Source organism: Novosphingobium terrae (assembly GCF_017163935.1).
GTDB classification, from domain to species: domain Bacteria; phylum Pseudomonadota; class Alphaproteobacteria; order Sphingomonadales; family Sphingomonadaceae; genus Novosphingobium; species Novosphingobium terrae.
The window spans coordinates 2,247,011-2,273,970 of record NZ_JABVZR010000002.1; the positions used below are offsets into that span (position 1 = coordinate 2,247,011).

Sequence of the window (26,960 nt, forward strand, 5' to 3'; positions counted from 1 at the left end):
CTGCATCCTCCCGGCATCGGGCAGCCCGGCTAGATCCTGATCCAAGCGAAGAAAAGGATTGGATCGTCGATGGAGCGGGTGGAACTTGATACGCAGGTCGCCATTGTGGGGGCCGGCCCGGCGGGGCTGGCGGCGGCCATCGAACTGGGATCGCGCGGGATCGCCTGCGTCTTGCTGGAGCGCACCGAACGCGGCGGCTATGCGCCCCGCGCCAAGACCACGCATACGCGTGCCCGCGAACATATGCGCCGCTGGGGCATTGCCGGGCGGCTGGCGGATGAGGCGCCCTTTGGCGTCGATTATCCCAGCAATGTCAGCTTTGTCACCCGGCTTGGCGGCAAGATGATCAAGCAGTTTCCCGATGCGCTGCAATGTTCGCCGCAGCGTGATGAGCGCTGGTCCGAACACAGCCAGTGGATTCCGCAATATAAGGTGGAAAAGGTGATGCGTGAGCATGTCGCCACGCTGCCCGATGTGGATCTGCGCTTCGGCAGCGACTATCTCGACTTCACGCAGGATGAGGACGCGGTCACGCTGCGCTATCGCACCGTGGCCGATGGCAGCGAACACACATTGCGCGCCGCCTTCCTGATCGGTGCCGATGGCGCACGCAGCCGGGTGCGTGAGAACATCGGCGCGAAGATGATCGGCACCTATGGCCTTTCGCGCAATTACAACATCATCTTCCGCGCGCCCGGTCTGGCCGAAGCGCATCAGAATGGCCCCGCCGTGATGTATTGGCAGGTCAATCCCGAGGCGCCCTCGCTGATCGGCCCGATGGACCGGGACGATCTGTGGTTCTTCATGCCCAGCGATATCGGCCCGGATGTGACCTACAGCGATGAGGAAGCCGTGGCCGCGATCAAGGCCAGCACCGGCATCGATATCCCGCTGGAGGTCTTGAGTTCCGACGAATGGGTGGCCAGCCGCCTCTTGGCCGACCGTTATCGGCAGGGCCGGGTGTTCCTCTCGGGCGATGCCTGCCATCTGCATCCGCCCTTCGGCGGCTTCGGCATGAACATGGGCATTTCCGACTCGGTCGATCTGGGCTGGAAGATCGCGGCGATCCTGCAGGGCTGGGGCGGTCCCGGCCTGCTCGACAGCTATGAGGCCGAGCGGCGCCCGGCCCATGAGCATGTGCTGGAAGAAGCCTCCTCCAACCATGCCGTGCTGCCCAATCTGCTGCTGCGCCCGCATCTGGAGGAAGACAGCCCGGAGGGCGAGGCCGAGCGCGCGGAGGTGGCGGGCATCGTCGCCAAGGCCAAGCACAAGGAGTTTTTCTCGCCCGGCGTGGTGCTGGGCTTCTGCTATCAGACCTCGCCGGTGATCGTGGACGATGGCACGAGCGCGCAGTGGCAGCGCTCCAATGAGTATACGCCCATGGCGATCCCGGGCTGCCTTGCGCCGCATCGCTGGCTGGATGAGACGACCTCGCTCTATGACCGGTTCGGGGCGGGGATGACCCTGCTGGTGCTGGCGCCCGACCGGTATGACGACATCGCCGCCGCGCGTGACGAGGCGCAGGAAAGCGGCACGCCGCTGACCATCGTGGCGCTGCCGCGCGAGGATCTGCGTGCGGCCTATGATGAGCCGCTGGCGCTGATCCGCCCGGATCAGCATGTGGCCTGGCGCGGCAAATGTTGGCCCAGAGGCACGGATCTTCTCAAGCATGTGACGGGTCGCGCAGGATAGAGCATTTTCAACCTGGTCGGTTGCGGTCAACGGCTGGGAAAAATGCTTGAGTTCGCACATGGCTGAGGGGTTGATCGGCGGTTCGCGCAAGCGGGCCGTCGATTGACGTTTGGGTCCTACGGCGCGGTTATGAAAAATCCCGCCGCGCTGGCGGCGCGGCGGGAGAGTTTGTCGCCTGCGGAAAGGCTCAGGCGACGACGGTGTTCTCGATGGCGCCGATGCCCTCGATCTCGCAGCGCACCACATCGCCGGGCTGCAGGAAGACCTTGGGATCGCGCCCGATGCCCACGCCCTCGGGCGTGCCGGTGGCGATCAGATCGCCCGGCTCCAGCGTGAAGGCGCTGGAGAGATAGGCGATCTGGTCCCACAGCTTGTTGAGCATCAGGGCGGTGTTGCTCGACTGACGCTCCTCGCCATTGACGAAACAGCGCAGGTCCAGCGCCTGCGGATCGGCGATTTCATCATCGGTGACGATCCACGGGCCGATCGGGCCATGGGTGTCGAAGCTTTTGCCCATCATCATGGTCTGGGCGTGGAACTGATAGTCGCGCGCCGAAACATCATTGGCCACCACATAGCCGAAGATATGCTTGCGGGCATCGGCGGCGGAGACGTTCTTGGCCGCTTTGCCGATCACCATCCCCAGCTCCACCTCGTAATCGAGCTGCTGCGTGTTGCCGGTGACGATATCGTCATAAGGGCCCGAAACGCAGGTGGTCTGCTTGTTGAACCAGATCTGATAGGCCGAACGCGCGACGCCGAGCTTGTCCGATTCCTCCAGATGCTTGCCGTAATTCATGCCGATGGCCAGATATTTGCCGGGGCGTTCGATCGGCGTGATCAGCTGCACCGCGCTCAGCGCAACGCCGTTGGCGCCTGCTTCCAGCACCTTGCGTACCGCTGCCAGCGCGGCATCGCCACCGCTCACGATGGAAAGCATGGAGGGATAGTCGCCAGCCAACCCGTCGAGCGGAATGATCTTGTCCTCCTTCAGCACACCCAGATGGATCGCTCCGGCCTGTTCGTAACGCAGCAGCTTCATTGCCTGACCTCCCATTCACGCGGGCGCGCAAGGCGTGCGCCCGGACATGGCGGATCTGGTGCCATCCCGGCCCCATGCCGGACAATATGGCTTTATCTCCCAGCTATGCCGTACAGGTATCACTGGGCGCGGAAGGACCTTGGGGTGATCACGCAATGGCATCTCCCCAAGGATAAAGGTTTCTGTGCTTTGTCGCTGTTTTCCCCTCTTGTGGGGCCAGAGCCTGCGTGACAGGCCGCTGGGAGAATGGCGTCATGGGAATTGCACTGGCCCCGTCCGCGACGGTGGTTGACGATCTGAACGAGGCCCCGCTGGCCGCCGCCAGCGACCCGCGCGCCCTGCTGCTGGCCGCCCCCATGAGCCGCTTCCAGATCGTGGCGATCATCGTCACGCTGGCGCTGTGCGCGCTCGATGGTTTCGATGTGCTGGCGATCACCTTTTCCGCCCCCGCCATCGGTCCGGAGATGGGGCTGAACAAGGCGCAGCTGGGCTATATCCTTTCCACCGGCCTGCTGGGCATGGCGCTGGGCTCGCTGGTGCTTTCGCCGCTGGCCGATACGCGGGGCCGCCGCCAGACGCTGTTCCTTTCGCTGGCGCTGATGGTGGCGGGCACGCTGTGGACGGCCTTCAGCGCCTCGTTGAGCGCGCTGATCGGGTCGCGTCTGCTGACAGGCGTGGGGATCGGCGCGATGATCGGCATCATCATGCCGATGGCGGCGGAATATGCCAATGCGCAGCGCCGCGATCTGGCGGTCAGCCTGATGACGGTGGGCTATCCCATCGGCGGCATTCTGGGTGGGCTGACCTCGGCGGGGCTGCTGGCGGCCTTTGGCTGGCGCTCGATCTTCCTGCTGGCCAGCGGCGTGGGCGTGGTGCTGGCCGTGGCGGTCTTTCTGTGTCTGCATGAACCCATCGCGATGATCGTGACCCGTCCGGGCAAGGATGGGCTGGCGCGCGCCAATGCCTATCTGCGCCGCTGCGGGCATCCCCCGGTCGACCGCCTGCCCGCGCCGCCCGTCACCCCCGGCGTGCCGATGGCCGCGCTGTTCGGCCCCGAGATGCTGCGCGACACGCTGACCATTGCTGCGGTCTATTTTCTTTACATGATCCCGCAGTTCTACATGCAGACCTGGTTGCCCACGCTGGTGGGCGATGCGGGGCTCAAGCCCGCTCAGGGCGCGCTGGTCTCGGCCTTTTTCAGCATTGGCGGGGTGATCGCGGGGCTCTTTGTGGCCGCGACCTCGATCCGGCTGGGGCTCAAGCGGGTGGAGATCGCCCTGCTGTTGGGCGCAGGGGTGATGATTCTGGTGTTCTCCGCCCTGCCGGGGCGGCTGGGCACGCTGCTGGGTGGTGCGGTGATCAGCGGTTTCTTCATCATGGGGGCGATGGTGGGGATGTATGCCATCATCTCGCGCAGCTTCCCCGCGCATCTGCGCGCCAGCGGTACGGGCTTCGTGATCGGCACCGGGCGACTGGGCAGCATACTGCCTCCGATCCTGGCCGGATGGCTCTTTGTGGCCGGGCTGGATCGGGGGACGGTCTCCATCATCATGGCCGCGCCCGCGCTGGCCTGCGTGCTGGTGCTGGCAACCTTCCGGGTGCGCGCGCCCACGCTGGCCTGAGCAGCCGCCTGCGCCGTCAGGCCGCCAAAGCCTGACGGCGCAGCGCATCGGCATAATGCCCCCCCGCGCGGCGCATCATGTCGGAAAGATATTCGGCAATCGGCGTCAGCGGCAGATCGGGGCGGCGCACGATGCAGATCGGCGCGGCACGAAACGCCGGAAGCTTGATCGGTTCGATCAGCGCCGCCGTCATCGGCAGATCCAGCCATTGCTGGGGCAGCACCGTCAGCAGATCGGTGTTGGCCACCACCAGCATGGTGATCAGCGCCGAGCGTGATTGCAGCACGATGTTGGGGTTGGTGAGGCCGAATTCCGCCAGCGCCTGCTCGAAATCCCCCTCTGTGTTGCGCTCCACCACGGCGGGACGCAGCCATTGGGCATCGGCCAGATCCTGATAGCTTGTCGCATTGGCCAGCTTGTGGCCGCGCCGGGCGATCACGCAGCGCCGGTTGTCGAACAGCTTTTCGACCACGAAACTGTCGCCGGTGGTGGCGGTGTCGAAGGGGCCGATGTAGAAATCGATGCGCCCGCTCAGCAGATCGCGCTCGACCGGGCCGAAGAAGCTTTCCGAGACCTTGAGCACCGCATCGGGATAGCGCTTGCGGAATTCGGTCAGTGCCTTGGGCAGCAGGCTCATGCTGGAGGCGGTGGACATGGCGATGGAGACCTCGCCGGTGGCATGGCCGCGCAATTGGGCAACCTCATCCTTGGCGCGGCGGATTTCGGCCTGCACGGCTTCGGCGCGGCGGATGAAGGAACGGCCGATCTCGGTCAGGCGCACGCCTTTGGCGTGGCGCTCGAACAGCGAGGCGCCCAGCTCATGCTCGATCTCGCGGATCGAGCGGGTGATCGCGGGTTGCGCGATGCCCAGATGACGGCCGGCAGCGCGCAGGCTGCCGGTTTCCGCGACGGCAAGCACGTCGCGCAATTGGCTCAGTTTCATACGGCAACTCCCGAGGGCTCGTCTTGTGCGATGCCTCTTCGCTATCAGTAAGGCATTCGAACTATCAGATCAAGAGTTCCTGCTCTCGCTCCAGCGCATAATGGCGCAGCAGCGCCTTGCTCTGCGCGATGAAGGGGCCGCCCATCATGGCTTCCGCCTCGGCCTCGGTGATGGCGATGGCGCGCCCGAAGGCGGCCAGCACGGCCAGACCGCGCTGGGTAAAACCGATGGTCTTGGCCCGCTGGTCGAGCGGATCGGGCACCCGCGCCACCAGGTCGAGCGCTTCCGCACGGTCCACCAGCTCGCGCATGGATTGCTTGGTCATGCGCGCGCGGATCGCCAGATCGGTCAGCCGCGTGCCCTCCAGATCGAGGTTGCGCAGCAGGGCGATCAGCACCTCGCCCACATCATCGAAGCCCTCGCGATGGACCAGCGCCAGCGCCTCACGCGCGAAACGGCGCGAGGCCAGCGCCAGCACGCGCCCGCCATTGCCGCTGCGCCAGGCTGCATCGCCGCGCCCGCCCTTGCTGCCGCCCACCACATCCACCACGCCCAGATCCTCCACCGGCAGGGCGGAATAGGCACCGAAACGCTGTTTGAATTCAGCGAGAAATGCCGCGCCGACGCTGGCTTCCAGATCCTGCTCGGCGCCGGTCACCGCCGCGCGCAACCGGGTCAGGATGGTGCGCCCTTCCTGCGTGAAATGGACGATGCGCTGCCTCTTGTCCTGCGGGTCAGAGAAGCGCGCCACCCAGCCTGCCCGCTCGGCGCGGTTGACGCTGTCCACCACGCTTTGCTTGGTCAGCCCGGCATTGGCGGCGATATCGGTGATGCGCGACCCCTCGCTGTCGATGCTGACGAAGAGGGTCAGCAGCGCCTCGGTCACCTCGCCATGCCCTGCTGCCGCCATGCGCGCCATCTTCTCGCGCAGGAAGCGGTCATTGGCGGCGAACAGGTGGTAGCCCAGATTGTTCCGGCGCCAGCTGGTGTCAAAAGGTGGTGGCTGCACGCTTGCTCCCTGTCGGTGCGAAATGGGTTAGCCCGATATCCTGTCCAATATGGCACGATACTCATCGATGGTAGGGGCATAAGGGCTGCTGCGGTTGAAATGGCTGGCCACCACATCGGCCAGCAGCGCATCCTTGTCACGCACCACATAGCCGGCGGCGCTCAGCGTTTCGGGCATGCCCAGCGCCTCGATCACGGCGGAGATGGCGCCGCCCAGATCGGTATCGGGCAGCAGGCCCATCGCCCGCCGCACCTTCGCGGCCTTGGCGGGCACATGGGTGGAGAGCAGACGCGTGGTATGCGGCAGGGCGATGGCAACCGCCGTGCCGTGATGCAGATGCTGATCGGCGCAGGACACGGCTATGGCATGGGCCGGGCCCAGCCCCTTGTGGATCGCCACGCCCCCGGCATAGGCGGCGGCCATCAGCGACATGCGCGCCGCATCGCCCTCGGGCTTGACCGCATCGTGGATGGCATCGGTCACCCGCGCAATGCCATCCAGCGCCAGCGCATCGATGATCGGGTTGCCGGGATTGGCGAAATAGCCTTCGATGCAATGCGACAGGGCATCGATGCCGGTCGCCGCGATCAGGCGCGGCGGCAGGCTGCGCGCCAGATCGGGATCGCAGAGCGCCAGCCTGGGCACCAGCCGCGCGCTGCGCACGCCATAGGTCGGCCCGCCGGGCACCAGATGCATGGCCGAAACCGGCGAGCTTTCGCTGCCCGTGCCCAGCGTGGTGGGAATGGCGATCAGCGGCAGCACATTGTCATCGATCAGATCGGTGTGGCCAATCAGATCGGCGGCTTGAGGCAGGCCGCTGGGGATCAGCGCGGCCACCAGCTTGGCGGTGTCGATCACCGACCCGCCGCCCAGCGCGATGATGCTGTCACACACGCCATCAAGGCAGGCCTGCGCCGCCAGATCGCAGCCTTCTGCCGTGGGGTTTTCCGGCACATCGAGGAAGGTGGCGATGATGGCGGGGGCGGCCTCCATCACCTGCGCGACAAGGCCCGCTTTTTCCAGCCCGCGATCGCTGATCAGCAGGGGGCGGCGGCAGCCGAGCCAGGCCAGCTCGTCACGCAGGGCTGCAAGCTTGCCCGGCCCGAAAACCAGGCGCGGCAGGGTGAGGGCTGGTCCCATCGTCATCTCCCAAATCATGTGATGCGCTGCAAAGGCGCTTGTCTTGTTCGCGGCTTGAATTTAGTAAGGCATCCGAACAATGTCCAGCACGATCTTTGCGTTCGCAACAGGGCAAAGGGTTCGCAGGCCATTCCACCACATTGATAAAAGCGGAGATTGCGATGTCTGAAACGCTCAACCCCGAGGTCCGGATCGGGCGCACGACTCACTTCATCAACGGGCAATGGGCTGCGGAAGGGGGCGAGACCTTTCCGGTTCTCAACCCGCTCGACGACTCGGTGGTGGCGCATGTCGCCGCTGGTGGCCGGGCTGAGGCGGAGGCCGCCGTGGCCGCCGCTCAGGCCGCTTTCCCGGCCTGGGCTGCACTGCCCCCGGGTGAGCGCCAGCGCCTGTTCCTCAAGGCGGCCGACATCACCGAACGCCGTCTGCCCGAGATCGTGAAGATCATGGCCATCGAGGGCGGCGCCAGCACCACTTTCGCCGCCTTCCAGATCCGCCTCTCCGCCGCCATGCTGCGTCAGGCGGCCAGCTGGGGCTATATGCCCTATGGCGACATGATCCGCAGCGACACGCCGGGCCGCACCGCCATGGTCACCCGCAAGCCGCTGGGCGTGGTGGCGGGCTTCACGCCGTGGAACGGGGCTTTCTATCTGGCCTGGCGCACCTTCCTGCTGCCCATGGCTTTCGGCAACACCACAGTGATCAAGCCTTCAGAGCTGGCGCCGCTGTCGGCGGGGCTGATCCATGCCGAAATCCTTGAGGAAGCCGGCTTTCCGGCGGGATCGTTCAACATCGTCACCCATGCGCCGGGCGCGGCGGCGGAGGTGGCCGATGTGTTCTTCGAGCATCCGGCGGTGCGCTGCATCAATTTCACCGGATCGGACAAGACGGCGCGCATTCTGGGCGCGCGCGCCGGGCAGGCGCTCAAGCGCATGGTGATGGAGCTGGGCGGCTTCAACCCGATGCTGGTGCTGGAGGATGCCGATGTTGACGATGCCGTGAACGCTACCTGCTTCGGCGCTTTCCTGCATCAGGGGCAGGTCTGCATGAACACGCGCAAGGTCTATGTCCATCGCGCGATCCATGACGGTTTTGTCGAGAAGCTGGCCGCCAAGGTGCGCGGGCTCAAGGCAGGCGATCCGATCGACCCCTCAGTGATCATCGGGCCTTTGATCAACGACCGCGCGGTGGAGCAGACTCACGAACGCCTGCAGGATGCGCTGGAACGCGGCGCCACGCTGGTGACCGGCGGCAAGAGCCATGGCCGCATCTTCGAGCCCACCATCCTGACCGATGTGCCCGCCGATGCCATCTGCACCACCGGCTGCGACGAGACCTTCGGCCCCCTGCTGGTGATCGAGGCTTTCGACGATGCCGAGGCCGCGCTGGCTCAGGCCCAGAACACGCCCTATGGGCTGAGCGCCGCGATCATGACCCGCGATCAGGCACGCGGGCTGAACATGGCTTCGCGCTTCGACACCGGCATCATCCATATCAACGCCCCCACCATGGCCAGCGAGGCAGCCCTGCCGGTTGGCGGCGTGAAGGACAGCGGCTGGGGCCGTTCGGGCCATTATGCGGTGGAGGATTTCACCGAAGTGCGCCTGACCACCATGGGCAGCGGGCCGGGCCGCTATCCTTTCTGACCCGATAGAATGACGGCATCGCCCTGAACCTTCGGGCATCTGGGCCGGGGCAGGGCATGGCGGCAGGCGATGGGAGTGTTTGGCCGGGGTGCCGGATCGGCTTTGTGTGAGGTGAATGCAGTGAAGATGACCACATTGGGCCGCGATGGCCCGCAGGTCTCGCGTCTGGGGCTGGGGTGTGCGGGCATGTCGCAGATGCCGCGCAACGAGGAGGAGGGCGTGGCCACGATCCATGCCCTGCTCGATGCCGGGGTGAACCTGCTCGATACCGCCGATTTCTATGGCATGGGCCATAATGAGATGCTGATCGGGCGCGCCATCAGGGGGCGGCGGGATCAGGCTCTGCTCAGTGTGAAATGCGGGCTGATGCTGTCGCCCACGCACAGGTTTCTCGGGCTGGACGGGCGCCCGGCGGCGATCAAAAATTTCGTGGCCTATTCGCTGCAGCGGCTGGGCGTCGATGAGATCGACCTGTTCCAGCTCTGCCGCGCCGATCCGGACGTGCCCTATGAGGAGAGCATCGGCGCCATCGCCGAGCTGATCGCCGAGGGCAAGGTGCGCCATCTGGGTGTGTCGGAGGTCGGCGCGGATCTGATCCGCCGCGCCCATGCGGTGCATCCGGTGGCGGCGCTGGAGATCGAATATTCGCTGGCCTGCCGCTTTATCGAGCATGAGATCCTGCCCACCACGCGCGAACTGGGCATCGCCGTGGTGGCCTATCGTGTGCTGGCAGACGGGTTGCTGAGCGGTTCTGTGCCCGAGAGCCGGGGGCTGTTCGTGCCGCCGCGTCTGGAAGGCGGCAATCTGGCCGCCAATGTCGCCACCTGCGCTGCCGCGCTGGAGCTGGCGCGCGAGAAAGGCATCACGCCCGCGCAGCTGGCCGTGGCGTGGCTGCTGGCTCAGGGCGAGGATATCATTCCGTTGATCGGCATGCGGCGCCCCTCGCGGTTGGCTGAAAATCTGGCCATTCCGGACATCGTGCTTTCGCCCGATGAGCTGGCGCGGCTGGACAAGGCATTTCATCCCGAAGCGATCCTCGGCGACCGCTATCCGGCCTCTGTGCAGAAATTCGCGGCGCGCTGATCCCCTGCTTTGCCATGCGCGCCGGTTTAGCCGGATGATGCTTTTGGGGCATCATCGGGCGCAAGGGGCAGGATAGGCCATGGCGCCTGGACGGGCCCATGAACGTCTCCACGCGAACAATGCGCGATAGGGGAGATTGGACATGACCGGCACGACACAGCAAGGCGAGGGGCAACAACCCTGCTCGCGCTTCCGGCCAGACCCGCGCTTCGGACCTGCGCATGTGTTTTTTCCGCCTTTCGCTGGACTATCCCTACACCCAGACCATCGGCATTTTCGAGGAACCGGGCGTGGGCGATGCCGTCATCCCCAAGGCGCCGGGGCTGCATCATATGCAGCTGATGCTGTCCGGCATCGACGAATTGTGTCGCACCTTCGAAAGCCTGCGTGACGAGGGGCTGCACCCCCACCGTTCGGCAGACCATGGGCCGATGACCAGCTTCTATTACCGCGATCCCGACGGCAACAATGTCGAACTGACCGCGCAGAACTTCGCGACGCTGAAGGCGATGGTCGAGTTCATGGGCTCACAGGCCTTCAAGGACAATCCTTCAGGGCGAGAACTCGATCCCGGGGCCTATGTGGCTGCATGGCGAGAAAAACAGGACGCTAAAGTCTGACACAATACAGGCGGGGTGTCGCACACCACCCCGCCTTTGTTGCGATCCGGGTCTCAGGCGGCGGGGGCGATGCGGAACAGTTGTTCGGCGTTGGCGTGCGTGACCTTGCGCATGGTCTCCTCATCCAGCAGGGCGTTGCGGATGAAGTCTACCGCCTCGGCGGTCTGCTCATAGGGATAATCGACGGCGAACATCACCCGGTCCGCCCCCAGCATGTCGAGGCAGAAGCGCAAGGGCTCGTTGGACATCATGCCGCTGGTGGTGATCCAGACATTGCTCCTGAAGTATTCGCTGGGCAGGCGGTCCAGTTTTTTCATGCCCAGAGGTTCCAGCCCGCCGCGCCGCAGGATGTTCTGATAGCGGTTGTCCAGCCGGCCCAGCCAGAAGGGCAGCGCCTCGCCCAGATGGCCCAGCACGATCTTCAGCGTGGGGAAGGCATCGAAGACCCCGCCCATGATCAGGCGCAGCACATGCAAGGATGTCTCCGCGCCAAAGCCCCAGAGCGCGCCCATCATGCCGTAATCGGCATAGGCGTGGATCATGCTTTCGGGCGGGAAATTGGGGTGCAGATAGATCGGCGCATCGGCGGCCACGGCGGCTTCGAAGATCGGCCAGAATTTGGGATCGTCCAGATACTCGCCCTGCGTGTGCGAGTTGATGATGATGCCCTTCATACCCAGCCCGCCCATGCAGCGCGTTACCTCCTGCGCGGCCTGCGCCGGGTCCTGCGGCGCGACGGCGCCCAGCCCGGCAAAGCGCGTGGGATGGGCGGCCACGGCGGCGGCCAGCCGGTCATTGGCCATCGTCGCCAGATCGGTGCCCAGCCTTGCATCGAAGGCCTGAACGCCCGGAGCGGTGATGCTCAGCAGATGCATGTCCACGCCATGCGCGTCCATCTCGGGCAGGCGATATTCCAGATCGGTCAATTGGCGGACCGCTTCGGCTTTCTTGTAATAGATCCCCAGATAGCGCGAGACGGGCGTGTCGATCCTTTGCGTCAGCTTCAGGAATTCGTCGATATATTCGGTGGGGGCAAAGGCTTCTTCCGTGGCGATCAGGCGCATCTGTACCTCTCCAGTGTTCTGTTTGTCGCTTTGCCTTGCGCGGGTGATTGCAGCCAGAGGTCAAGTGGCGGCGACCTATACCTGATTGATATCGCGTTGTTTGGAAATCCGGCGTGGCCGAATGCTTACGCCGTCAGCACCATCGATCCGGGCAAAGTCCTGGCATGATGGATGGCGGCGCGGCGGAACAGATCGGCCAGATGCTCGGCCACCGGCGTCAAAGGCAGGCTGGCACGCGAGACCATGCAGATCGTCGCGGCGGCCAGCGGCTCGCGGATAGGAATCTGGATGATCTGCCCGGTGTTCTGCAGAATGGGCGCCCATTGCTGGGGCAGGGCTGCCAGCAGATCCGACCCCACCAGCGCCATCACCGTGCTGAGCGAGGTCTGGCCGCTGACGGCAATGTCAGGCGCCGGTGCGCCATGGCGCGCGAACAGCCCGGCCATCTCGTCGCCGCCGATCAGCGTCAGCGCATCGACCACCCAGCGCGCGCCCGTCAGATCATGGATCGAGCGGGCCCCGGCCAGCGGATGCCCCTTGCGTGCAAAGACCATGCGGCTGTTGGCAAACAGCGGTTCCACCGTCATTTCGGGCGGGTGGCTGTCATGCGCCAGCGGGCCGACATAGAAGTCCATCACGCCGTCCTGCAACTCGCGCTCCATGGTGGGGAACAGACCCTCGACGATGCGCAGGCGGACATGGGGAAAGCGCTTTTCAAAGGTGCCGATCACCCGCGGCAGCAGCGCGATATGCGACACCGTCGACAGGCCGATGGTGATGTTGCCGACACGGTGGCCCTTGAGCTGCTCGATCTCGGTCTGCACGCGGCGCATCTCGTGCTGGATGGCGGTGCCCCGGCGCACCACCGCCTTGCCCATCTCGGTCAGCGCCATGCCGGTGGCCTTGCGCTCGAACAGGGTGACGCCCAGTTCATGCTCCAGCTCGCGGATGGAGCGGGTGATCGAGGGTTGCGTCACGCCCAGAAAACGGGCGGCGCTGCGAAGGCTGCCGCGCTCGGCGATGGCAACCACATTGCGGATCTGGTTGAGGGTCATAGCGATGACTTCATAGCATCGCTTCGACGGTTTTGTAGCATCACCCTTTGCCGCAAGCGATGCAAGATTGCAGCGCGTGATACCTGTATGTGATGCAAAGTGCTTCAAATCGCTGATATTGTGGGGTCGCTCGGTGATCGAAGAGGCGATGATCTTGAGGCATCACCCGGCCCAGCGCAAAGCCTATCCGCAGGCAGAAATGCGCCATAGGCTGCCTCCCGGAACAGAACACTGACCGGGAGAACCTTGATGCCGACCCCCAGATTGCTCGCTCTCTGCCTGTCGCTGGGCTTGGTGCTGGCCGCTATCCTGCCCGGCCCCGCCATGGCGCAGGAGCGGCCCGGCCCGCTGAGGCTGAGCACGCATCAGGTCAAGCCGGGGGTCTATTGGGTCGATGGCGGCGTGTCGAACACTGGCTTTGTGGTGGGCGACAAGGGCGTGATCGCCATCGACGCGCAAAAGACCGAGGAGGCCGCCAACGCTGCTCTGGCCGAGATCGCGAAGGTCACGCCCAGGAAGGTCGATACGGTGATCGTCACCCATTCGGACCCCGATCATGTCGGTGGCCTGCCCGCCTATCCTGCGGGCACGCAGATCATCGCTCAGGAAAACACCCGGGCCGCGATCCTCGCTTCGGCTGCCGATCCTGCCGCGCCGCCGGTCTATGCCCGGCTCTATGGCAAGCTTGCCGCCAGCTATCTGCCCAGCCATCTGGTGGGCCAGAGCGAAAGCGTGACCATAGACGGCATCCGCATGCAACTGATCTACGTCGCCCCGGCGCATAGTTCGGGGGATCTGGTGATCTATCTGCCGGAGAAGAAAGTGGTCTTTGCCGGGGATATCGTCACCACCAACACGGGCAGGTTCCCGGTGATCCATATCGGCGGCTCCTCGCTGGGCTGGATCGCCACGATGAAGGCCATTCTGGCGCTCGATGCCGACACCATCATCTCGGGCCATGGCGAGATCTGGAGCCGCGACAAGCTGACCGCATGGCTGCATCTGGTCGAAGAGCGCCGCGACGCGATCAAGGCCATGGTGATGCAGAACAAGTCCATCGAGGAGGTGCAGGCCGCACTGCCCGATGTCGCCCTGGCGCCGATGTTTCCCACCTTCACCCAGACCACCTATCGTGAATTGGTGAAGGGCTATCCGGCGGAAGCCAGGGGGCCATGGGTCAACCTCGTCCATAAGCCGTAACCGCCGCTTTGGCTTCGGCATGGCCGGGGGGGCGAGGGGGGCGCAATTTCTGCCGCCGTGGGGCAGCTGTTCCGCCCCACGGGCCCTTCACCATCAGGCCGGCTGCTTCAACCCCATCATGCGGGCAAAGGAGGGGCGCTCCATCAGCCGCTCGGTCAGCGCCGCAAGATGCGGGAAGGGGGTGGCATCGAAGCCCCGGCTGGTCGCCACCTCGAAGGCCCAGTGCAGATAGACATCGACGATCGACCAGTCGCCCAGCCACCAGCCTTTTTCACCGATCCGGCGGTTGGCCTGTTTGAAGGCCTTGGAGGCCAGTTCGGTTGCCCTTTCGCGCACGCCTTCAACCTCGCCCGTCGTCAGCCGGAAGGGATTGGCGATGCCGCGCACTGCAGGATGCAGCGTACCCCCACAGAAAGACATGCCGCCCACGCCCTCCGCCCATTGGCGGGGATCGGCGGGTGAGGGCAGCAGATGCGCTTCGGGCCGCAGCAGGGCGATGTAGCTCAGGATTGCGGCATTCTCGCCCAGCCCGACGCCATCGATCAGCAGATAGGGTACCTTGCCCAGCGGATTGATCGCCAGATAGTCGGGTGTGTTCTGCTTGCCTCCCGCCAGATCGACCACCTCCAGCCGATAGTCGAGCTTCGCTTCCTCCAGCGCGCAAAGCGCCACTTGCGAGCAGGCGCCGGGGAAGTGAAACAGGGTCAGTTCGGGTTGAGGCATGCGCAATCTCCCATGGTTGTGGTGGCGTGCTGTGCGATCGGCACGCAGCTGTGGAAGCATGACTCTAGCCTTTCTCCTCTGGGTTGGACCGATGGAGCGATGCGCGGCTTGATCGAGATTTCCTATCACTGCCCATCCTGCGTTTCCGCTCAGGCTTGCGAATTTGTGGTTTACCATCTCTTTTTTAGGACGGCTTCAATCGGTAGATGCGTCTTCAGATAGCGATGTTAATTTTTTGCTCTGAGAAGCGCAGAAATCTGCAGATTTACAGCTCCTGATATGCAGATGGAGCTCGTCAACGAGAGGTCATGGCCGATTCAGAAGGCTCGGGCTGATCGAAATAGATCTGCCTGCCCTCGGTATACTATGAGAGCCGCTTGGGGCGCAAAAAGAGCGGCATTGATCGGGTGTATGGCGAATGCTGAGAGCGCTTGATTTGTAAGCCTGAAACTTAGGATCGGCCATCCTTGATGGACTGTAAGATCTTGTTTTGATCGAGGAAACGGAGGCATCTGCCATTGGGCTTGCCCGGATGCCCGCGATACGTCATTGAGGTTTAGTACGTGTTGCTGATCCGCCTCAACCTACCGGGGGACGGTGACCCTGATCGTCAAGCCATCTGATTTGAGCGTACGTTCGAAGCGACCGTTCATTTGCCGCTCGATGATAAGATTGATCAGCGTCGAACCAAAGCCTCCACTTTCGCCGCTTGAGGGGGCTGGATGAGCATTGGTTTCCTGCCAAAGGATGGACAAGGCACCATCGACAAATTCAAACGACACAAGCAACCTGCCTTGCTCTGTCGACAACGCGCCGTATTTGGCAGCGTTGGTCGTCAGTTCGTGAAAAACGAGCGAAAATGACGTGATTTCATTGTCACGCAGCGGGACGTCGCAGCCTTCAATGATGATCCGCTCCGCTCCATGGGTGGCCACATAAGGCGCGAGAAGTCGCTTGAAGAGCGCATGAAGCATGCCGCTTTCCGGCTGACGCAATGCCGCTCCCTGCCTGATCAGGTCATGCGATTGATGAAGGGCGATAAGCCTGCCCTGCAACCGCTTGGCAAAACTGCTCGTATCCAGTGATTCCCTTGATGTGATGTTCACCAGACTTTGGGTTAGGGCGAAGAAATTCTTGATACGGTGGTCAAGCTCCCGGGACACCAGTTCGCGTTCGACCTCTGCATTCTTCTCCTCATGAACATCCGTCAGCGTGCCGATCCAGCCGGTTAACCCTTCTGCATCTTGAAGCGGTAGGGCGACGGTACGCATCCAGCGATAGGTTCCCGAAGCATGCCGATACCTTGCCTCAAAGGAAAAACGCTCCTGCGTGGCTGTGGCGCGAGACCATTCGGCAAAGAAGAAAGGCTGTTCATCAGGGTGGACAAAGTTTTGCCATTCCCACAACCCTGCATAACTATCATCGTATCCGGTAAATTCACGCCAGCGATGATTGAAATAGGTCAGACAACCCTTGTCGTCCCACTGGAAAATGACATGGGGCAAGGTTTCGGCATAGGTGCGGAACCGTTTCTCGCTTTCGGCAAGCTCAGCCGCCATGTCAAAAAGTTCCGTGACATCCACCGCCGTGCCGGTAAAGCTCGTCGGCGCTCCGGTTTGATCGTGCTTGACGCGTCCCGATGCGATAATCCAGCGCGTTCCGTCTCTGCCAACCACACGATGCTGGCAGTGATATCGCCCGCTTATTTTTGCTTCATCGAATGCGGCCATAACCTCATTCAGATCGTCGGGATGAATACCGGCAATGAAGAGGTCACGATGCGCGCCAACCGCAGCGATCTCCGGATCGACATTGTGCAGGAGCGCATAACGGGCATCGGAACGCACGGTTTCATGCTTGAAGTCGATTTCCCACACGCCAACCACACCGCCCGATGACAGGGCAAGATCCAGCCGTTCACGGGCCTTTTCCACATCGATCAGCGCCTGCTTTTGCACAGTCGTCTCGATGCAGACGACCAATGTGCCCAAGATGTCGCCATTGGCGGCGGTGACGGGGGTGAATTCAAGGTCAAACCAGGCTTGCCTCACCCCGACCGGATCGCTGATCGGCAAGATGATATCCTGGAAACGCGAGGAAAACCCGCGAAACGCACGATCAAGCATATCGTCAACAAAAGCGGCGCTGTGGAGCAGCACATCGCCAACGGGCAGGCCAAGGCCATGATCATATTTCGGCCCGAACAGCAATCGCAAGGCATTGTTGGCCATCACCACACCCTGGCGACCGATCAGAACGGCCATCGGGATGGATGAGGAAAGAATAGTCCGGCACACCGCGCGCAATTCTTCTGGCCATGTTTCGAGCGGCCCTGCCAGCGTCGATGACCAGTCGAAGTCTCGCACGCGATTGAGCATCATGTCATCAGACATGGTTTGACCATGCTTGCCTGCGAGGCGAGGTACGAGACTGATTGGCATACAATCTCCTCAAGAAAGGCTGACCTATGCGATATGCTCAATCCTTCTTTATCTCCCGTGTCCGACGATAGGGCAAGCTACAAGGTGTGTAAATTCGGACGATATGGCATCTGAATTCGTAAGCATTGAAGGTCCGTGGCCTGATTAAAGATAAGCCCGGCTAGGTTGACATAGCCCTACCTAGCTGAAGCTCCCCATCTCCAAGGCATATCGTTTTGACGAAATTCGACGGGCCGCTTGCTTTCTCCCATCCAACGAACAAATCGGTGGGATCGTTGTCACTGTGAACGATCGTAACAATAATAATGCCGGTCGTGCCCTATCTTGTCGTCGATGGTTTTTGAATGCTCGGATTCCGCTACAATCGAAAAATATTGCGCTAACCACCATCATCATACATCAAGATGAAACCTGATGATGGTGGTACGCAGCAGTGTGAGGCGGAAAGACAAGATTTATGTCTTTGACCCTTTCGCTGTTTTTTATCTCGCCCGAGAAGGTCAGCCTGTCCTGTTCATCGCGGCTGTCGGTGACATACAGGCGATAGGTGCCATCGGGCCTGACCCGCACCACCACATGGCCCTCGCTGCTTCTGACCTGAGGCAGAAAGCGGCTGTTGACGCTTTTGCTGGCCGGATCGAGCCTTGTGATGAACATATCGCGCGGTGCCCGCCCGCGCCAGCCATTGAGCATGCGCTGCAGTGAGGCCATCGCCGGATGCGTGGCATGCCAGCCCTGAATGACATACGCCTCGGCATCCAGAGCGCGGGTGAAGCCGGGCCAGCAGGCATCGAAATAGCCGTGATGATCGGCGGAGGCGACATCGACCTTGCCCGCCGCCGTCACGATGGGGGTTTCCACATCGAGCCATGGGAAGGCGCCGTCATGCGTGTCGGCCACCAGATCGCCCCCGGCGAAATAGCGAAACGCCCCGTACTCCAGGACCATGGCGATCGACATATGGTTTTCCTCAGGCGTCGATTCCACGGACCATTGCGCGGGCGGTGGCAGCAGATTGCGCGACTGGCCCTCGGTGCCGGTCCACACCCTGCCATCGCCGCCCACGAAGCGCAGGGTGAAGGCGCCCGCCTTGCGTGGCTGCACCTGTCGCGAGGAGCCGACATGGACATGCTCCACCCTGCGCCCCGCGCGCTGGCGGGCTTTCAACCAGGCGACATGATTGGCGGCAAAGGGCGCCTTGATCAGCGGCAAGGCGGCATAATCGGGAAAGCCCCGGTCGATCACCAGATCGGCGGGCATCAGCGCGTCGACTTCGCTCAGCCCGGTCAGCACCACGCCATCCTTTGTGACCGGATCGCCGGGCAGAGGCGATCCGACATGATCTGGATGAACATGAGTGGCGATGATGGCGTCAAGCGTGCTGCGCCCCGCCGCCGCCGCATGGCGCAGCGCATAGCGCGCCACCCATGCCCCGGCGGAGCGGGAACTGTCAGGCCGCAGCGCGGTGGAGGCGGGTGGTCCGCCCCGCGTCGCGCCGCAGTCGATCAGCATCGTCGTGCCATCCGGACCGAGGATGAAGGTGGCATTGCCCACGCCCGTGTCGATATGATGGATGTCGAGCATTCCAGGCGACCATGGCGGCAGGGTCTCGCCTGTCGCAGCCCTCGCCAGAGGACCCGACAGGGCAAACATGCCACCGCCCAGCAGGCCCCGGATCAGCAGATCGCGCCGCACCAGCATCATCTCAGTACTTCACCGAAAGCGTGGCGCCAAAGGTACGCGGCGGCCCGAGATATTCTGACAGCACACCCACCGTGGAGGGCGTGAGCAGATAATCCTGATTGGTCAGGTTCTTGCCCCAGATCGTCAGGCGCTGATGGCGGTTGGCCGTTTCAAAGCCGATCGAGGCGTTGAGCAGGCCGTATTTGGGCACGAAAAGCTGCGCCTGCTGGGTGGCGCCGGTGTAATAGCCATCGGTCCAGGCATAGGTGGTGTCGAACTGGAGATAGCCCTTGCCGCCCACCGGCCTTTCATAGCTCACCGTGCCCGAGGCCTTGTGCGGCGGAGATGAGCCCAGCGGATGGCCGGTGTTGTTGACCACGCCTGCCACGAAGAAGTCGAGATAGGTCGTGTCCAGCCAGGCATAGCTGGCGTTCAGCGTCAGGCCTTTGACCGGATGGGCGGTGACTTCGGCCTCCACCCCGCGTGAGCGCGCCTTGCCGGCGTTGGTGATCGTGCCGACGCCGGTGATGGTGTTCTGCACATACTCCTGCTTGTCGGTGTAATTCATCCAGAAGCCCGCGAGGTTCACCGCCAGTCGATGGCGGAACCAGTCGCCTTTCAGCCCGACCTCGTAATTGGTGACTTTTTCCGGGTTGAAGGGCGTGACGATGGATTTGAGGTTGGACGCTTCGGTGTTGTACCCGCCCGAGGTGAAGCCCTTCGACCAGCTGGCATAGGTCATGAAACCGGCGCGCGGCTGCCAGGCCAGAATGGCGCGCGGCGTGAACTGGGTCCAAGTGTGCGACAGGTCGCCAGTCGCGAAGCTGTTGGCGGCGACAAGGTAATCGGTGTTCACCAGATTGCCGGTCTTCTGGTCGGAAGTATAGCGCCCGCCCAGCGTCAGGCGGAAGGCCAGCGGCAGGTTGAGCGTGCCATCGGCAAAGCCGGAGATGCTGGAGGTGGTCACGCTCTGATTGGCCAGCCTGTTGGTGGCGGTGGCGCCGGTGATCGCGGCCAGACCGGTGGTGCCCAGTTGCCGGTTGGCGTCCTCATGCAGGTAATAGACCCCGGCGGTCAGATGGCCCAGCTGCCATTCCGGGCTTTCGTAGCGCAGTTCCTCGGTGAAGGTCTTCACATGGTCGCTGTCGTCCAGCACGCTTTGCGAACCGCTGGTGAGATAGCGGTAGTTCACGCCGGTCTGCGAATAGCGGTCATGCGAGCGCGTCTCGCGAAAAGCGGTGATGGCATGGAGCGAACCTGTGCCGCCCAGATCGAGATCGCTGTGGTTCGAAAGCCCCCAGATGTCGCGCTGGAACCCCTGCACGACGCCCAGTTCCGAGGTGCGCCGGTTGCCATCCGACCCTGCACCCAGCGAAGACAACGTGCGCTCGCCATTGGCATCATGGTTGTAATCGAAGGAGAACAGCGTCTCCAGATGGCTGTGTCGGGCGCGCAGTTGCAGGCGGGTGTTGATCGTGTCCAGATCGTCCTCGGGCGTGCCGGTCAGGCGATCATGGCCGAAGCCGTCGCGGCTCTCGCGCGAGACGGTGGCCTTCACCGCCACATTCTCGGTGACGGGGCCGGAGATCATGCCGTCCAGCCCGAAGTCGTTGTAATTGCCGTAAGTGACGGCGCCGTCGAATTCGGTCTTGGTGAAGGAGGGCTTTTTCGTGGTCAGCACGATGGCGCCGCCGGTCACATTGCGACCGAACAGCGTGCCCTGCGGCCCGCGCAGCACCTGCACCGAGTCCAGATCATAGAGCTTGAACACCGCCGCCGAAGCGCGGGTGATAAACACATCGTCCAGCACGATGGCCACCGGCTTGTTGACGCCGATCTGGGTGAAGGTGTTGGTCGAGCCGCGCACGGCAATCGTCGGGCTGGAATAGTTGAAGCTGGAGACGAGCAGGCCCGGCGTCACCCGCGCCACGTCCGAAAGTGTCTGAATACGCTGTTTGTCGATCTGATCGGCGCTGAGCACGGTGACGGCCACCGGCACATCGATCAGCTTTTCCGAGCGGCGCTGGGCTGTGACCATGATGTCCTTGTTGGCCGCGCCTTCATCTCCGGCGTTTCCCTGCGCGGCGCCTTTGCGCAGCACGATGGTGGTGCCCCGGTCGGAGGCGACCTCCAGCCCGGTGTCCGCGATCAGCGCATGCAGCGCGGCACGGGCCTCCATCGCGCCATGGACCGCATGGCTTTTGAGCGTGGCGGGAAAATCGGCGGGCGCGATCACCTGCAGCCCCGATTGCCGCCCGAAGGTGGAGATCGCCGCTGGCAGCGCCTGCTCCGGAATGTCGAAGCGGCGCACTTGTGCCTGTGCCGGCGTGGAAAATGCCGCGACGCTGACAAGCGCGCAAGGCAGCAAAGCGAATTTCGAAATCATCTGTTCCCCCGACCTTTGCCTGATGCGCCTGGTCAACGGTCATAAGATCTGGCTGCGATGCTCTTCCGCCATGGGGCCTGATAAAAAACTTTCAGGGGCGCGAAATGACCAGATCCTGCCCATGCTGCGTGCAGGTGAGGCCAAGGCTGAGGGCGGCGTCGCGCGCAAAGCCCGCCGGGTCGCCGGTGGCGTAAATGCCTGAAATATGCAGCCCGGCAATGGAAGGATCGGCCAGCGTGATTGTCGTGTCGGAATAGCGGCTGAACTCGGCGGCAGCCTGCCCCAGCGTCAGGCCCTGCAGATCGATCCGGCCCTGACGCCAGGCCATGGCGCCGCTCATCTGCCCGGCATCAAGCATGGTGATGACGGGGCTGGCGGCGGCATCGACGGTAAACTCGATCCCCGCATGGACCTGCCCCAGCACATCATCCTTGCGCTTCACCTCCACCACGCCCTCGGTGACAAGCAGGCGAAGCGCATCGGGCCCGGTGCGGCGGACCGAAAAGCTGGTGCCCACCGCCCGCACGCTCAGATCGCCGACATGCACGATAAAGGGCCGCGCCGCATCCTTGGCGACATCGAACAGGGCCTCACCCTCTAGCAGATCAATGCGGCGCAGATCGCTGGTGAGGGCGGGGCGCAACTGCGTCATGGTGTTGAGCGTGATGCGCGAGCCTTCCTGCAGCGCCACATCGCGTGTGGCACCCTTGGCCGTGGCCAGCGTGGCGGCATCGGCGCCATCACCCCGGCGCAGCAGCGCAAAACCGCCGAAGCCCACCGCCGAAGCGGCGATGGCCCCCACGCCTGCGACCATCAGGCGGCGGCGCATCGGGTTGGCTGGAATGTCCTGCGCTGCCGGGAAATCATCGCCCAGCGCACTGACGCGGTCGAGATGCAGATCGACCGCCATGGCGCGGGCATAGGCGCCCGCGCGTCGGGGATCGGCTTCGGCCCATTGCCTCAGCTCTTCGCTCTCCTGCGCGGAAAGGGGCGCGCGATCGATGCGGGCAAGCCAGTCGGCGGCGGCCTGTTCAATCTCGGCTGCGGTCTCGCGCGCGCTCGTTTCTGTGCTCGGCTGGTGGTTCATGGCTGTCAGATGGCGTTACACGATCCGGTGGCGTTACACGATGGTTTCCGCCACGTCCAATGATGTGGCCCAAAACGCTCAGTGCCTTGCCGATATGCTTTTCGACGGTGTTTTCCGAAAGGCCCATGCTGGCGGCCACCTCACGCTGGCTCAGGCCGCGCACCTTGCGCAGCACGAAGGCCTCGCGGCGCTTGGGGGGCAGCGTGTCGATCAGTTCGGCAAGGCGGCCCAACTCCTGCCGCCCCATCGCCACGGCTTCGGGCGAGGGGCGATCGTCAGGCACCAGCAGGGCATCGAATTCGGCCAGAGCGCCGAAGGCCACCACTCTGGATGTACGAAAGGACTTGAGAATGACCGATTTGGCGACTTCAAACAGATAGATGCGCGGGCTGTGAATATGCTCCACAGCCTCCAGTCCGGCGAGGATGGCATAGCTTTCCTGAATGATGTCGTCGATCTCCAGGCCGGGGATCGCGTGGCGCGACAGCCATCGGCGCAGCTCGGGCTCATGCGGCAGAATGTGCTGCATGAGCCAGCGGGCTCTTTGGGGTGTGGCCAGAGTCATCGCTTATCGATTACGCCGCAGGAAGAGGAGATATGGCGCTCATCCCATAGCGGAGCCGTGGGGTGTGCAGCCGTCGGCGCCTCTATCCACAGAAAGCGTGACAATTTTAAGACGTGTGCGGGAGCGTTTGCTGTCACGGATGTTCATGGCCAACGGCCGGCTGCCGCGCAAATGCTATATCGTGATCGTGTGGCTGGCATATACCGGCAGACTTTGCCGATCGGACCCCATTTCCGGTGTTGAACGAGAGGCAGTTTTCAGGGAGCGTGATTTGGCTTGGGAGCGGCCGGTTTGTCAGCGACTCCTCCTGTTGTCAGGAGCGGCAGCAGGTGACTCAACATACGCCGTTAAACGGAGAAGGCGAAAACGATCGCTCATGTCACAAGGCACGGGGATTCTTTACCGTATAGAGCTTGTGGGACAGATCAGGTCGGTCAATCGTGCGGGGGGAACAAGAAACGAAGCGCAAAAACAACACTGTTCATGGTTGTACGCCCGAACCAGCATCGAGCTGTTTAATCTGGAAGAGACGCAAATCTTTCACTGTCACGGTATCCGAGGGACGTGCAGGATAGGTGGCAAAGCGCGACGTGGTTCACGTAGTCGCACTGGGTCTTGCGGGCGAACCGCAGGTTCATGTCTTCAATCATTCGCTGACGCAATGGGCTGACAGGGGTATCAGGGGCATTGGTGATCATTGTACGACTCCTTGGTTGAAAAGAGCCACGATGGTCCGCTCATGCTGCGGTAGGCTCAACTATAGAGCAGATCTCAGATCGTCAGCCGAACCTCAAATCAAGTGCCAATTTCGCGCCAGCAGGTTCGTACAAGTCCCATGACCAGACGTTCATCGCCTGCGTCAGTGAGGTGAACCGTCGGCAGGTTTTGAGGCTTGGATTTTGGCCCGCTAATGGCAGGAATGTCAGCGTTAGCAGTTCCACATCTACCCAAGACCTGTGGTTTTCGGAATTTGTTGAACTTGGACGTCAACGGCTTTTCAGTTTTTCTTCGACCTTGATCTGGCCGATTGCTTTGGCCCCGTTTTCGTCGCGCTTGAGCTCAACATCGACGCTTTCATCTTGTTCGTTTGGCCGCCCGAAATCGCGGATCAAATGAGCCGTCAAAATCGTTGCGCCATTGGGATCAAGCCGGTCGAGCGCGAAGACGTTGGCGTGGACGGCATAGGTGCCGGCCGGGGCACGGTGCAGCATATACTCCTCGGGCCCATAGCCGCGGGTCATGTCGTGAGACAGATTGCCGCCGATGGCTGTGCGGGGGTTGTCGTAGATCGCCCTCTCATGGCTGGGTTCATCGACCCATAGATCCATGTCCGAGGCATCATTGGTCCAGTCGATGACGACACGCAGGTCAGTGTCCATTAGAAAGACCAGCCGCGGGTCGATGGCCGCGCTGCCGCCCAGCGCCTTGAGCCGGGGCAGGAGGGCATTGGCTTCATCCAGCGCGATAAGCTCGATCCCTTCCCATTCAGCAGCCTGTGGTGAAGTCGCGATGTCGTAAAGCAGGGCAATTGCGCGCTGCAAATCCTCGCGCGCGTGTGCCGGTGACAGCTTGGCCCGGCGCGCCAGAGTCAGGGCCAGCAGGCGGCGCGGCTGCGGACGCTCCGGATCAAGGGCAGCGGCTCTTTCGCGCAATTCGACAGCGCGGTCGAGGGCGCCATAACGCTCCAGCCGGGCCGCGACGATGCCCAATGTCTCCTCATTGGCGCTGGGAAGCTCCAGCGCGGAGAGTACCATCTCGACGGCTTCTCCCTGCCGCCCGTGCTTGCGAAGCCATTCGGCGGTATCGAGGTAGAAGATCGGAAGGGTACCGTGGCGGGCCTCCGCTTCCAGGAAGCGCTCGGTGAAATCGGCGGGTTTGCCGTCGTAAAGTTCGAGATAGGGGCGATCCGCCTGCCAGGCATCGATGACGATCTGCGCGCGCGGAGCTGCCTCGGGGCTTTCTGCCGCGGCGTTGGCGCTGGCCGCGCGGCCTCGCGCAGGCGTGATGGCGGTTCCTGTGACGACGATGTTGTTGTCGTCCTCCGGCCTGGACGGTGAGCGCGGGGCAGGGGGTGCCGGCGGCGCGGCAACAGGGGCTGCCGGCGGAGGCGTGACCACGGTCTGGATGGGCGGCGGTGAGGCAGAAACGTTGACGGGCGGGGGCGGTGCCGTGTTGTCGAAGCGGTCCGAGGTAAAGACCTTCGCAGGCTTGGCTTGGGGGTTAAAGCGGGTTTTCCACCACTGCACCTTTTCCTGCCATCTGACGGCGATGCTATCGATCCAGCGCCCCTTTTCCTGCTCCTGATCGGCCCAGATGATCTTGCGCTGGCGCTGGAAGTCATCGCGCCATTCGGCGGGAAATCCCGCGGGTGGATCGATCTTCGCAGCGAAATAATCCTGTGCTGTTTCCAGAACGAGGAAGGACAGGCTGGGGCTGGCAATGCCGTAACGCCGGCTAAGCGCAACATAATCCTGCCGCTGGGAAGGTGCCGTAAGATCGACCAGCCGATCCGATGCCAGCAAGGCGCCGGTTCCGTCAAAGGCGGTTCCGTCATGGGGAATGCTGCGCTGTTCTTCCCGGATCACGCCATTTGTGGCGGTTTGTACGTTTAGCGGACCGGCTTCCGGAGCCTTGGCCAGGATCAACCATTGCCCTGCGGTGGTCTCCAGCGGCACGAAGGGCAGCGCCTTGCCGTCACGGTCATGCAGTGCGATCACCCCGGCAAAGGGCGCTGCGAGCCGCATGGCCAAAGGGTCGATCTGCCCTGCAACGATGCGATGGGCGGTGCCGCCATGCGCCTGGGCGATATGGCGTAGCCATGCCAGATCGGGCGCGGGCGCGGAGGTGATGGCATCCAGACGGCAGCGCGGCGCAAAGGGGACGGCCAGATCGAGCGTTGGGTGCCCGTTAGCGAAGAGCAGGCAACGATCCGTTGCGCTGTCCTGTGCCACTGCGGCGAAGCTCGATGCTCCGCGATAGGTCAGGGACTGGAGCCAGGTCACCGCCTCTTCCGCATTGGTGGCATGCTTGCGCTGCGCGCCGCTGCTGTTCACCGCGATAAGCTCGATCGATGAGGGATGCGTCCGCTCGATCATGAGGCGGACCAGCGCGAGATCATCCGGCAGTCGGCTTGCGAGACGCGCGCGTGAGCGATCCCAATAGATGCTCAAACGTTCCGGCCTGGCCGTGCTCCCGGCGATGCGCGGCAAGACGCCGCCAAGCTGCACGTCATCCTCGCCATTGGCATGGCGGTTGAGGATCAGGTCTGGCAATGCGGGGCGAGCCAGGATGAGTGCGCCTTCGATCGGCTGTGCCTGGCTGCCGCTGCGGACGACGAAGGCCGGGCCCTCACGCTCGAAACGGGCAGGACGGCCGTCAGGCAGCGTGGCGCGTGGGGCTGCAGAGGCATCCTCGACCCGAATGGTGGTGGACCATCCTTCGCTCGGCTGCTCGACGTTGAGCGGCAGGTTCAGCCCGGCCAGCGGGATTGGCATGGTAAAGCGCAGCCGGATGCGGCGTCCGCGCTGCGGAAAGATCGGAAAGACGTGCGTTTCGAAGATGTTGCCCGCCTTGATTTCCGCCAGCCCCGGATCGGCACCGCGTCTGACCCGCGCCTCATAGAGCGCTTTGGCGCGTGGGCGATCGACCAGAACGCCATCGATCATCGCGCCGTTCACATCGAGCGCATAGCCTGTGACCACCGCGCCATCGGGCAGGGCAAAACGAAAATCGCCCTCAAGTGTGGTCGCCCCGGGGTTGATGAAAGCGGCGTCGACCATGACCTGGGCGACCGCGCCATGGACCTGAACATCGATATCGAGTTTGCGCAGGCGAAGCGGCGCGGCATGGGCTGCATCACGAATGCCATTGCTCAGGGCTGCAAGTTCGGGATTATGGGCAGGGGCGGCCATGGCTGGTGCTGACGGGAGGATCGCTGAGGTGGAAAAAAGAATCCAGCC

Annotated in this window: 20 protein-coding genes; 6 read left to right on the forward strand and 14 right to left on the reverse strand. The window is 63.2% G+C overall.

What is annotated here, in order from left to right; translation table 11 throughout:
- Window positions 1-69: 69 nt before the first annotated feature.
- Window positions 70-1,692 carry an FAD-dependent monooxygenase gene (locus HGK27_RS27745; protein ID WP_206244030.1) on the forward strand — a complete coding sequence of 541 codons (1,623 nt, stop codon included), beginning with the start codon at window positions 70-72 and terminating at the stop codon, window positions 1,690-1,692.
- A 187-nt stretch (window positions 1,693-1,879) separates the two neighbouring features.
- Here the strand turns inward: HGK27_RS27745 and HGK27_RS27750 are convergent, their stop codons facing one another.
- Window positions 1,880-2,734: a fumarylacetoacetate hydrolase family protein gene (locus HGK27_RS27750; RefSeq protein WP_206244031.1), complete on the reverse strand. Its 855-nt coding sequence runs from the start codon at window positions 2,732-2,734 to the stop codon at window positions 1,880-1,882.
- 254 nt (window positions 2,735-2,988) lie between these two features.
- Here HGK27_RS27750 and HGK27_RS27755 point away from each other — a divergent pair, with 254 nt between their 5' ends.
- Complete coding sequence (locus HGK27_RS27755) at window positions 2,989-4,356, forward strand: MFS transporter (protein WP_206244032.1); 1,368 nt, start codon at window positions 2,989-2,991, stop codon at window positions 4,354-4,356.
- A gap of 16 nt (window positions 4,357-4,372) precedes the next feature.
- Here the strand turns inward: HGK27_RS27755 and HGK27_RS27760 are convergent, their stop codons facing one another.
- The 3 genes from HGK27_RS27760 to HGK27_RS27770 all read right to left on the reverse strand — a co-directional run bounded on the left by HGK27_RS27760 (window position 4,373) and on the right by HGK27_RS27770 (window position 7,454).
- Window positions 4,373-5,299: a LysR substrate-binding domain-containing protein gene (locus tag HGK27_RS27760; protein ID WP_206244033.1), complete on the reverse strand. Its 927-nt coding sequence runs from the start codon at window positions 5,297-5,299 to the stop codon at window positions 4,373-4,375.
- A 64-nt stretch (window positions 5,300-5,363) separates the two neighbouring features.
- Entirely contained in the window at window positions 5,364-6,308 is a 945-nt protein-coding gene (locus HGK27_RS27765; protein WP_206244034.1) for a MarR family winged helix-turn-helix transcriptional regulator, read from the reverse strand.
- A gap of 27 nt (window positions 6,309-6,335) precedes the next feature.
- On the reverse strand, window positions 6,336-7,454 hold the full coding sequence (locus tag HGK27_RS27770; protein ID WP_206244035.1) for an iron-containing alcohol dehydrogenase: 1,119 nt from the start codon (window positions 7,452-7,454) through the stop codon (window positions 6,336-6,338).
- Between the two features lie 155 nt (window positions 7,455-7,609).
- Between HGK27_RS27770 and HGK27_RS27775 the strand changes: the two genes are divergently transcribed.
- The 3 genes from HGK27_RS27775 (at window position 7,610) to HGK27_RS27785 (ending at window position 10,797) form a co-directional block, all read left to right on the forward strand.
- On the forward strand, window positions 7,610-9,094 hold the full coding sequence (locus tag HGK27_RS27775) for an aldehyde dehydrogenase family protein (protein ID WP_206244036.1): 1,485 nt from the start codon (window positions 7,610-7,612) through the stop codon (window positions 9,092-9,094).
- 120 nt (window positions 9,095-9,214) lie between these two features.
- Window positions 9,215-10,177, forward strand: coding sequence for an aldo/keto reductase (locus HGK27_RS27780; protein ID WP_206244037.1), 963 nt, complete (start codon window positions 9,215-9,217; stop codon window positions 10,175-10,177).
- Between the two features lie 221 nt (window positions 10,178-10,398).
- Window positions 10,399-10,797 (forward strand): VOC family protein, encoded by a 399-nt coding sequence (locus HGK27_RS27785; protein ID WP_206244038.1) that lies wholly within the window; start codon window positions 10,399-10,401, stop codon window positions 10,795-10,797.
- Between the two features lie 53 nt (window positions 10,798-10,850).
- Here the strand turns inward: HGK27_RS27785 and HGK27_RS27790 are convergent, their stop codons facing one another.
- Both HGK27_RS27790 and HGK27_RS27795 read right to left on the reverse strand, forming a co-directional pair.
- Complete coding sequence (locus HGK27_RS27790) at window positions 10,851-11,861, reverse strand: amidohydrolase family protein (RefSeq protein ID WP_206244039.1); 1,011 nt, start codon at window positions 11,859-11,861, stop codon at window positions 10,851-10,853.
- Between the two features lie 125 nt (window positions 11,862-11,986).
- A complete protein-coding gene (locus HGK27_RS27795; RefSeq protein ID WP_206244040.1) occupies window positions 11,987-12,916 on the reverse strand; it encodes a LysR substrate-binding domain-containing protein in 930 nt (309 codons plus the stop codon).
- Between the two features lie 249 nt (window positions 12,917-13,165).
- Here HGK27_RS27795 and HGK27_RS27800 point away from each other — a divergent pair, with 249 nt between their 5' ends.
- Entirely contained in the window at window positions 13,166-14,116 is a 951-nt protein-coding gene (locus HGK27_RS27800; protein WP_206244041.1) for an MBL fold metallo-hydrolase, read from the forward strand.
- Between the two features lie 93 nt (window positions 14,117-14,209).
- Here the strand turns inward: HGK27_RS27800 and HGK27_RS27805 are convergent, their stop codons facing one another.
- The 8 genes from HGK27_RS27805 to HGK27_RS27840 all read right to left on the reverse strand — a co-directional run bounded on the left by HGK27_RS27805 (window position 14,210) and on the right by HGK27_RS27840 (window position 26,912).
- Window positions 14,210-14,839, reverse strand: a complete 630-nt coding sequence (locus HGK27_RS27805) for a glutathione S-transferase family protein (protein ID WP_206244042.1) — start codon at window positions 14,837-14,839, stop codon at window positions 14,210-14,212.
- A gap of 584 nt (window positions 14,840-15,423) precedes the next feature.
- The gene (locus HGK27_RS27810; protein ID WP_206244043.1) at window positions 15,424-17,280 is read right to left on the reverse strand and encodes a PAS domain-containing sensor histidine kinase; all 1,857 of its coding nucleotides are present in this window, start codon (window positions 17,278-17,280) and stop codon (window positions 15,424-15,426) included.
- Between the two features lie 399 nt (window positions 17,281-17,679).
- Entirely contained in the window at window positions 17,680-18,984 is a 1,305-nt protein-coding gene (locus HGK27_RS27815) for a ComEC/Rec2 family competence protein (protein ID WP_206244044.1), read from the reverse strand.
- Between the two features lies 1 nt (window position 18,985).
- Complete coding sequence (locus HGK27_RS27820; protein WP_206244045.1) at window positions 18,986-21,349, reverse strand: TonB-dependent receptor; 2,364 nt, start codon at window positions 21,347-21,349, stop codon at window positions 18,986-18,988.
- 91 nt (window positions 21,350-21,440) lie between these two features.
- On the reverse strand, window positions 21,441-22,436 hold the full coding sequence (locus tag HGK27_RS27825) for a FecR family protein (RefSeq protein ID WP_206244046.1): 996 nt from the start codon (window positions 22,434-22,436) through the stop codon (window positions 21,441-21,443).
- Window positions 22,381-22,965 carry an RNA polymerase sigma factor gene (locus HGK27_RS27830; protein ID WP_241127554.1) on the reverse strand — a complete coding sequence of 195 codons (585 nt, stop codon included), beginning with the start codon at window positions 22,963-22,965 and terminating at the stop codon, window positions 22,381-22,383. Before HGK27_RS27830 ends, HGK27_RS27825 begins: the two co-directional genes overlap by 56 nt.
- Window positions 22,966-23,516: 551 nt before the next feature.
- Complete coding sequence (locus HGK27_RS31220; RefSeq protein WP_241127555.1) at window positions 23,517-23,699, reverse strand: hypothetical protein; 183 nt, start codon at window positions 23,697-23,699, stop codon at window positions 23,517-23,519.
- A gap of 288 nt (window positions 23,700-23,987) precedes the next feature.
- Window positions 23,988-26,912 carry a VIT domain-containing protein gene (locus tag HGK27_RS27840; protein ID WP_206244048.1) on the reverse strand — a complete coding sequence of 975 codons (2,925 nt, stop codon included), beginning with the start codon at window positions 26,910-26,912 and terminating at the stop codon, window positions 23,988-23,990.
- Window positions 26,913-26,960: the final 48 nt, after the last annotated feature.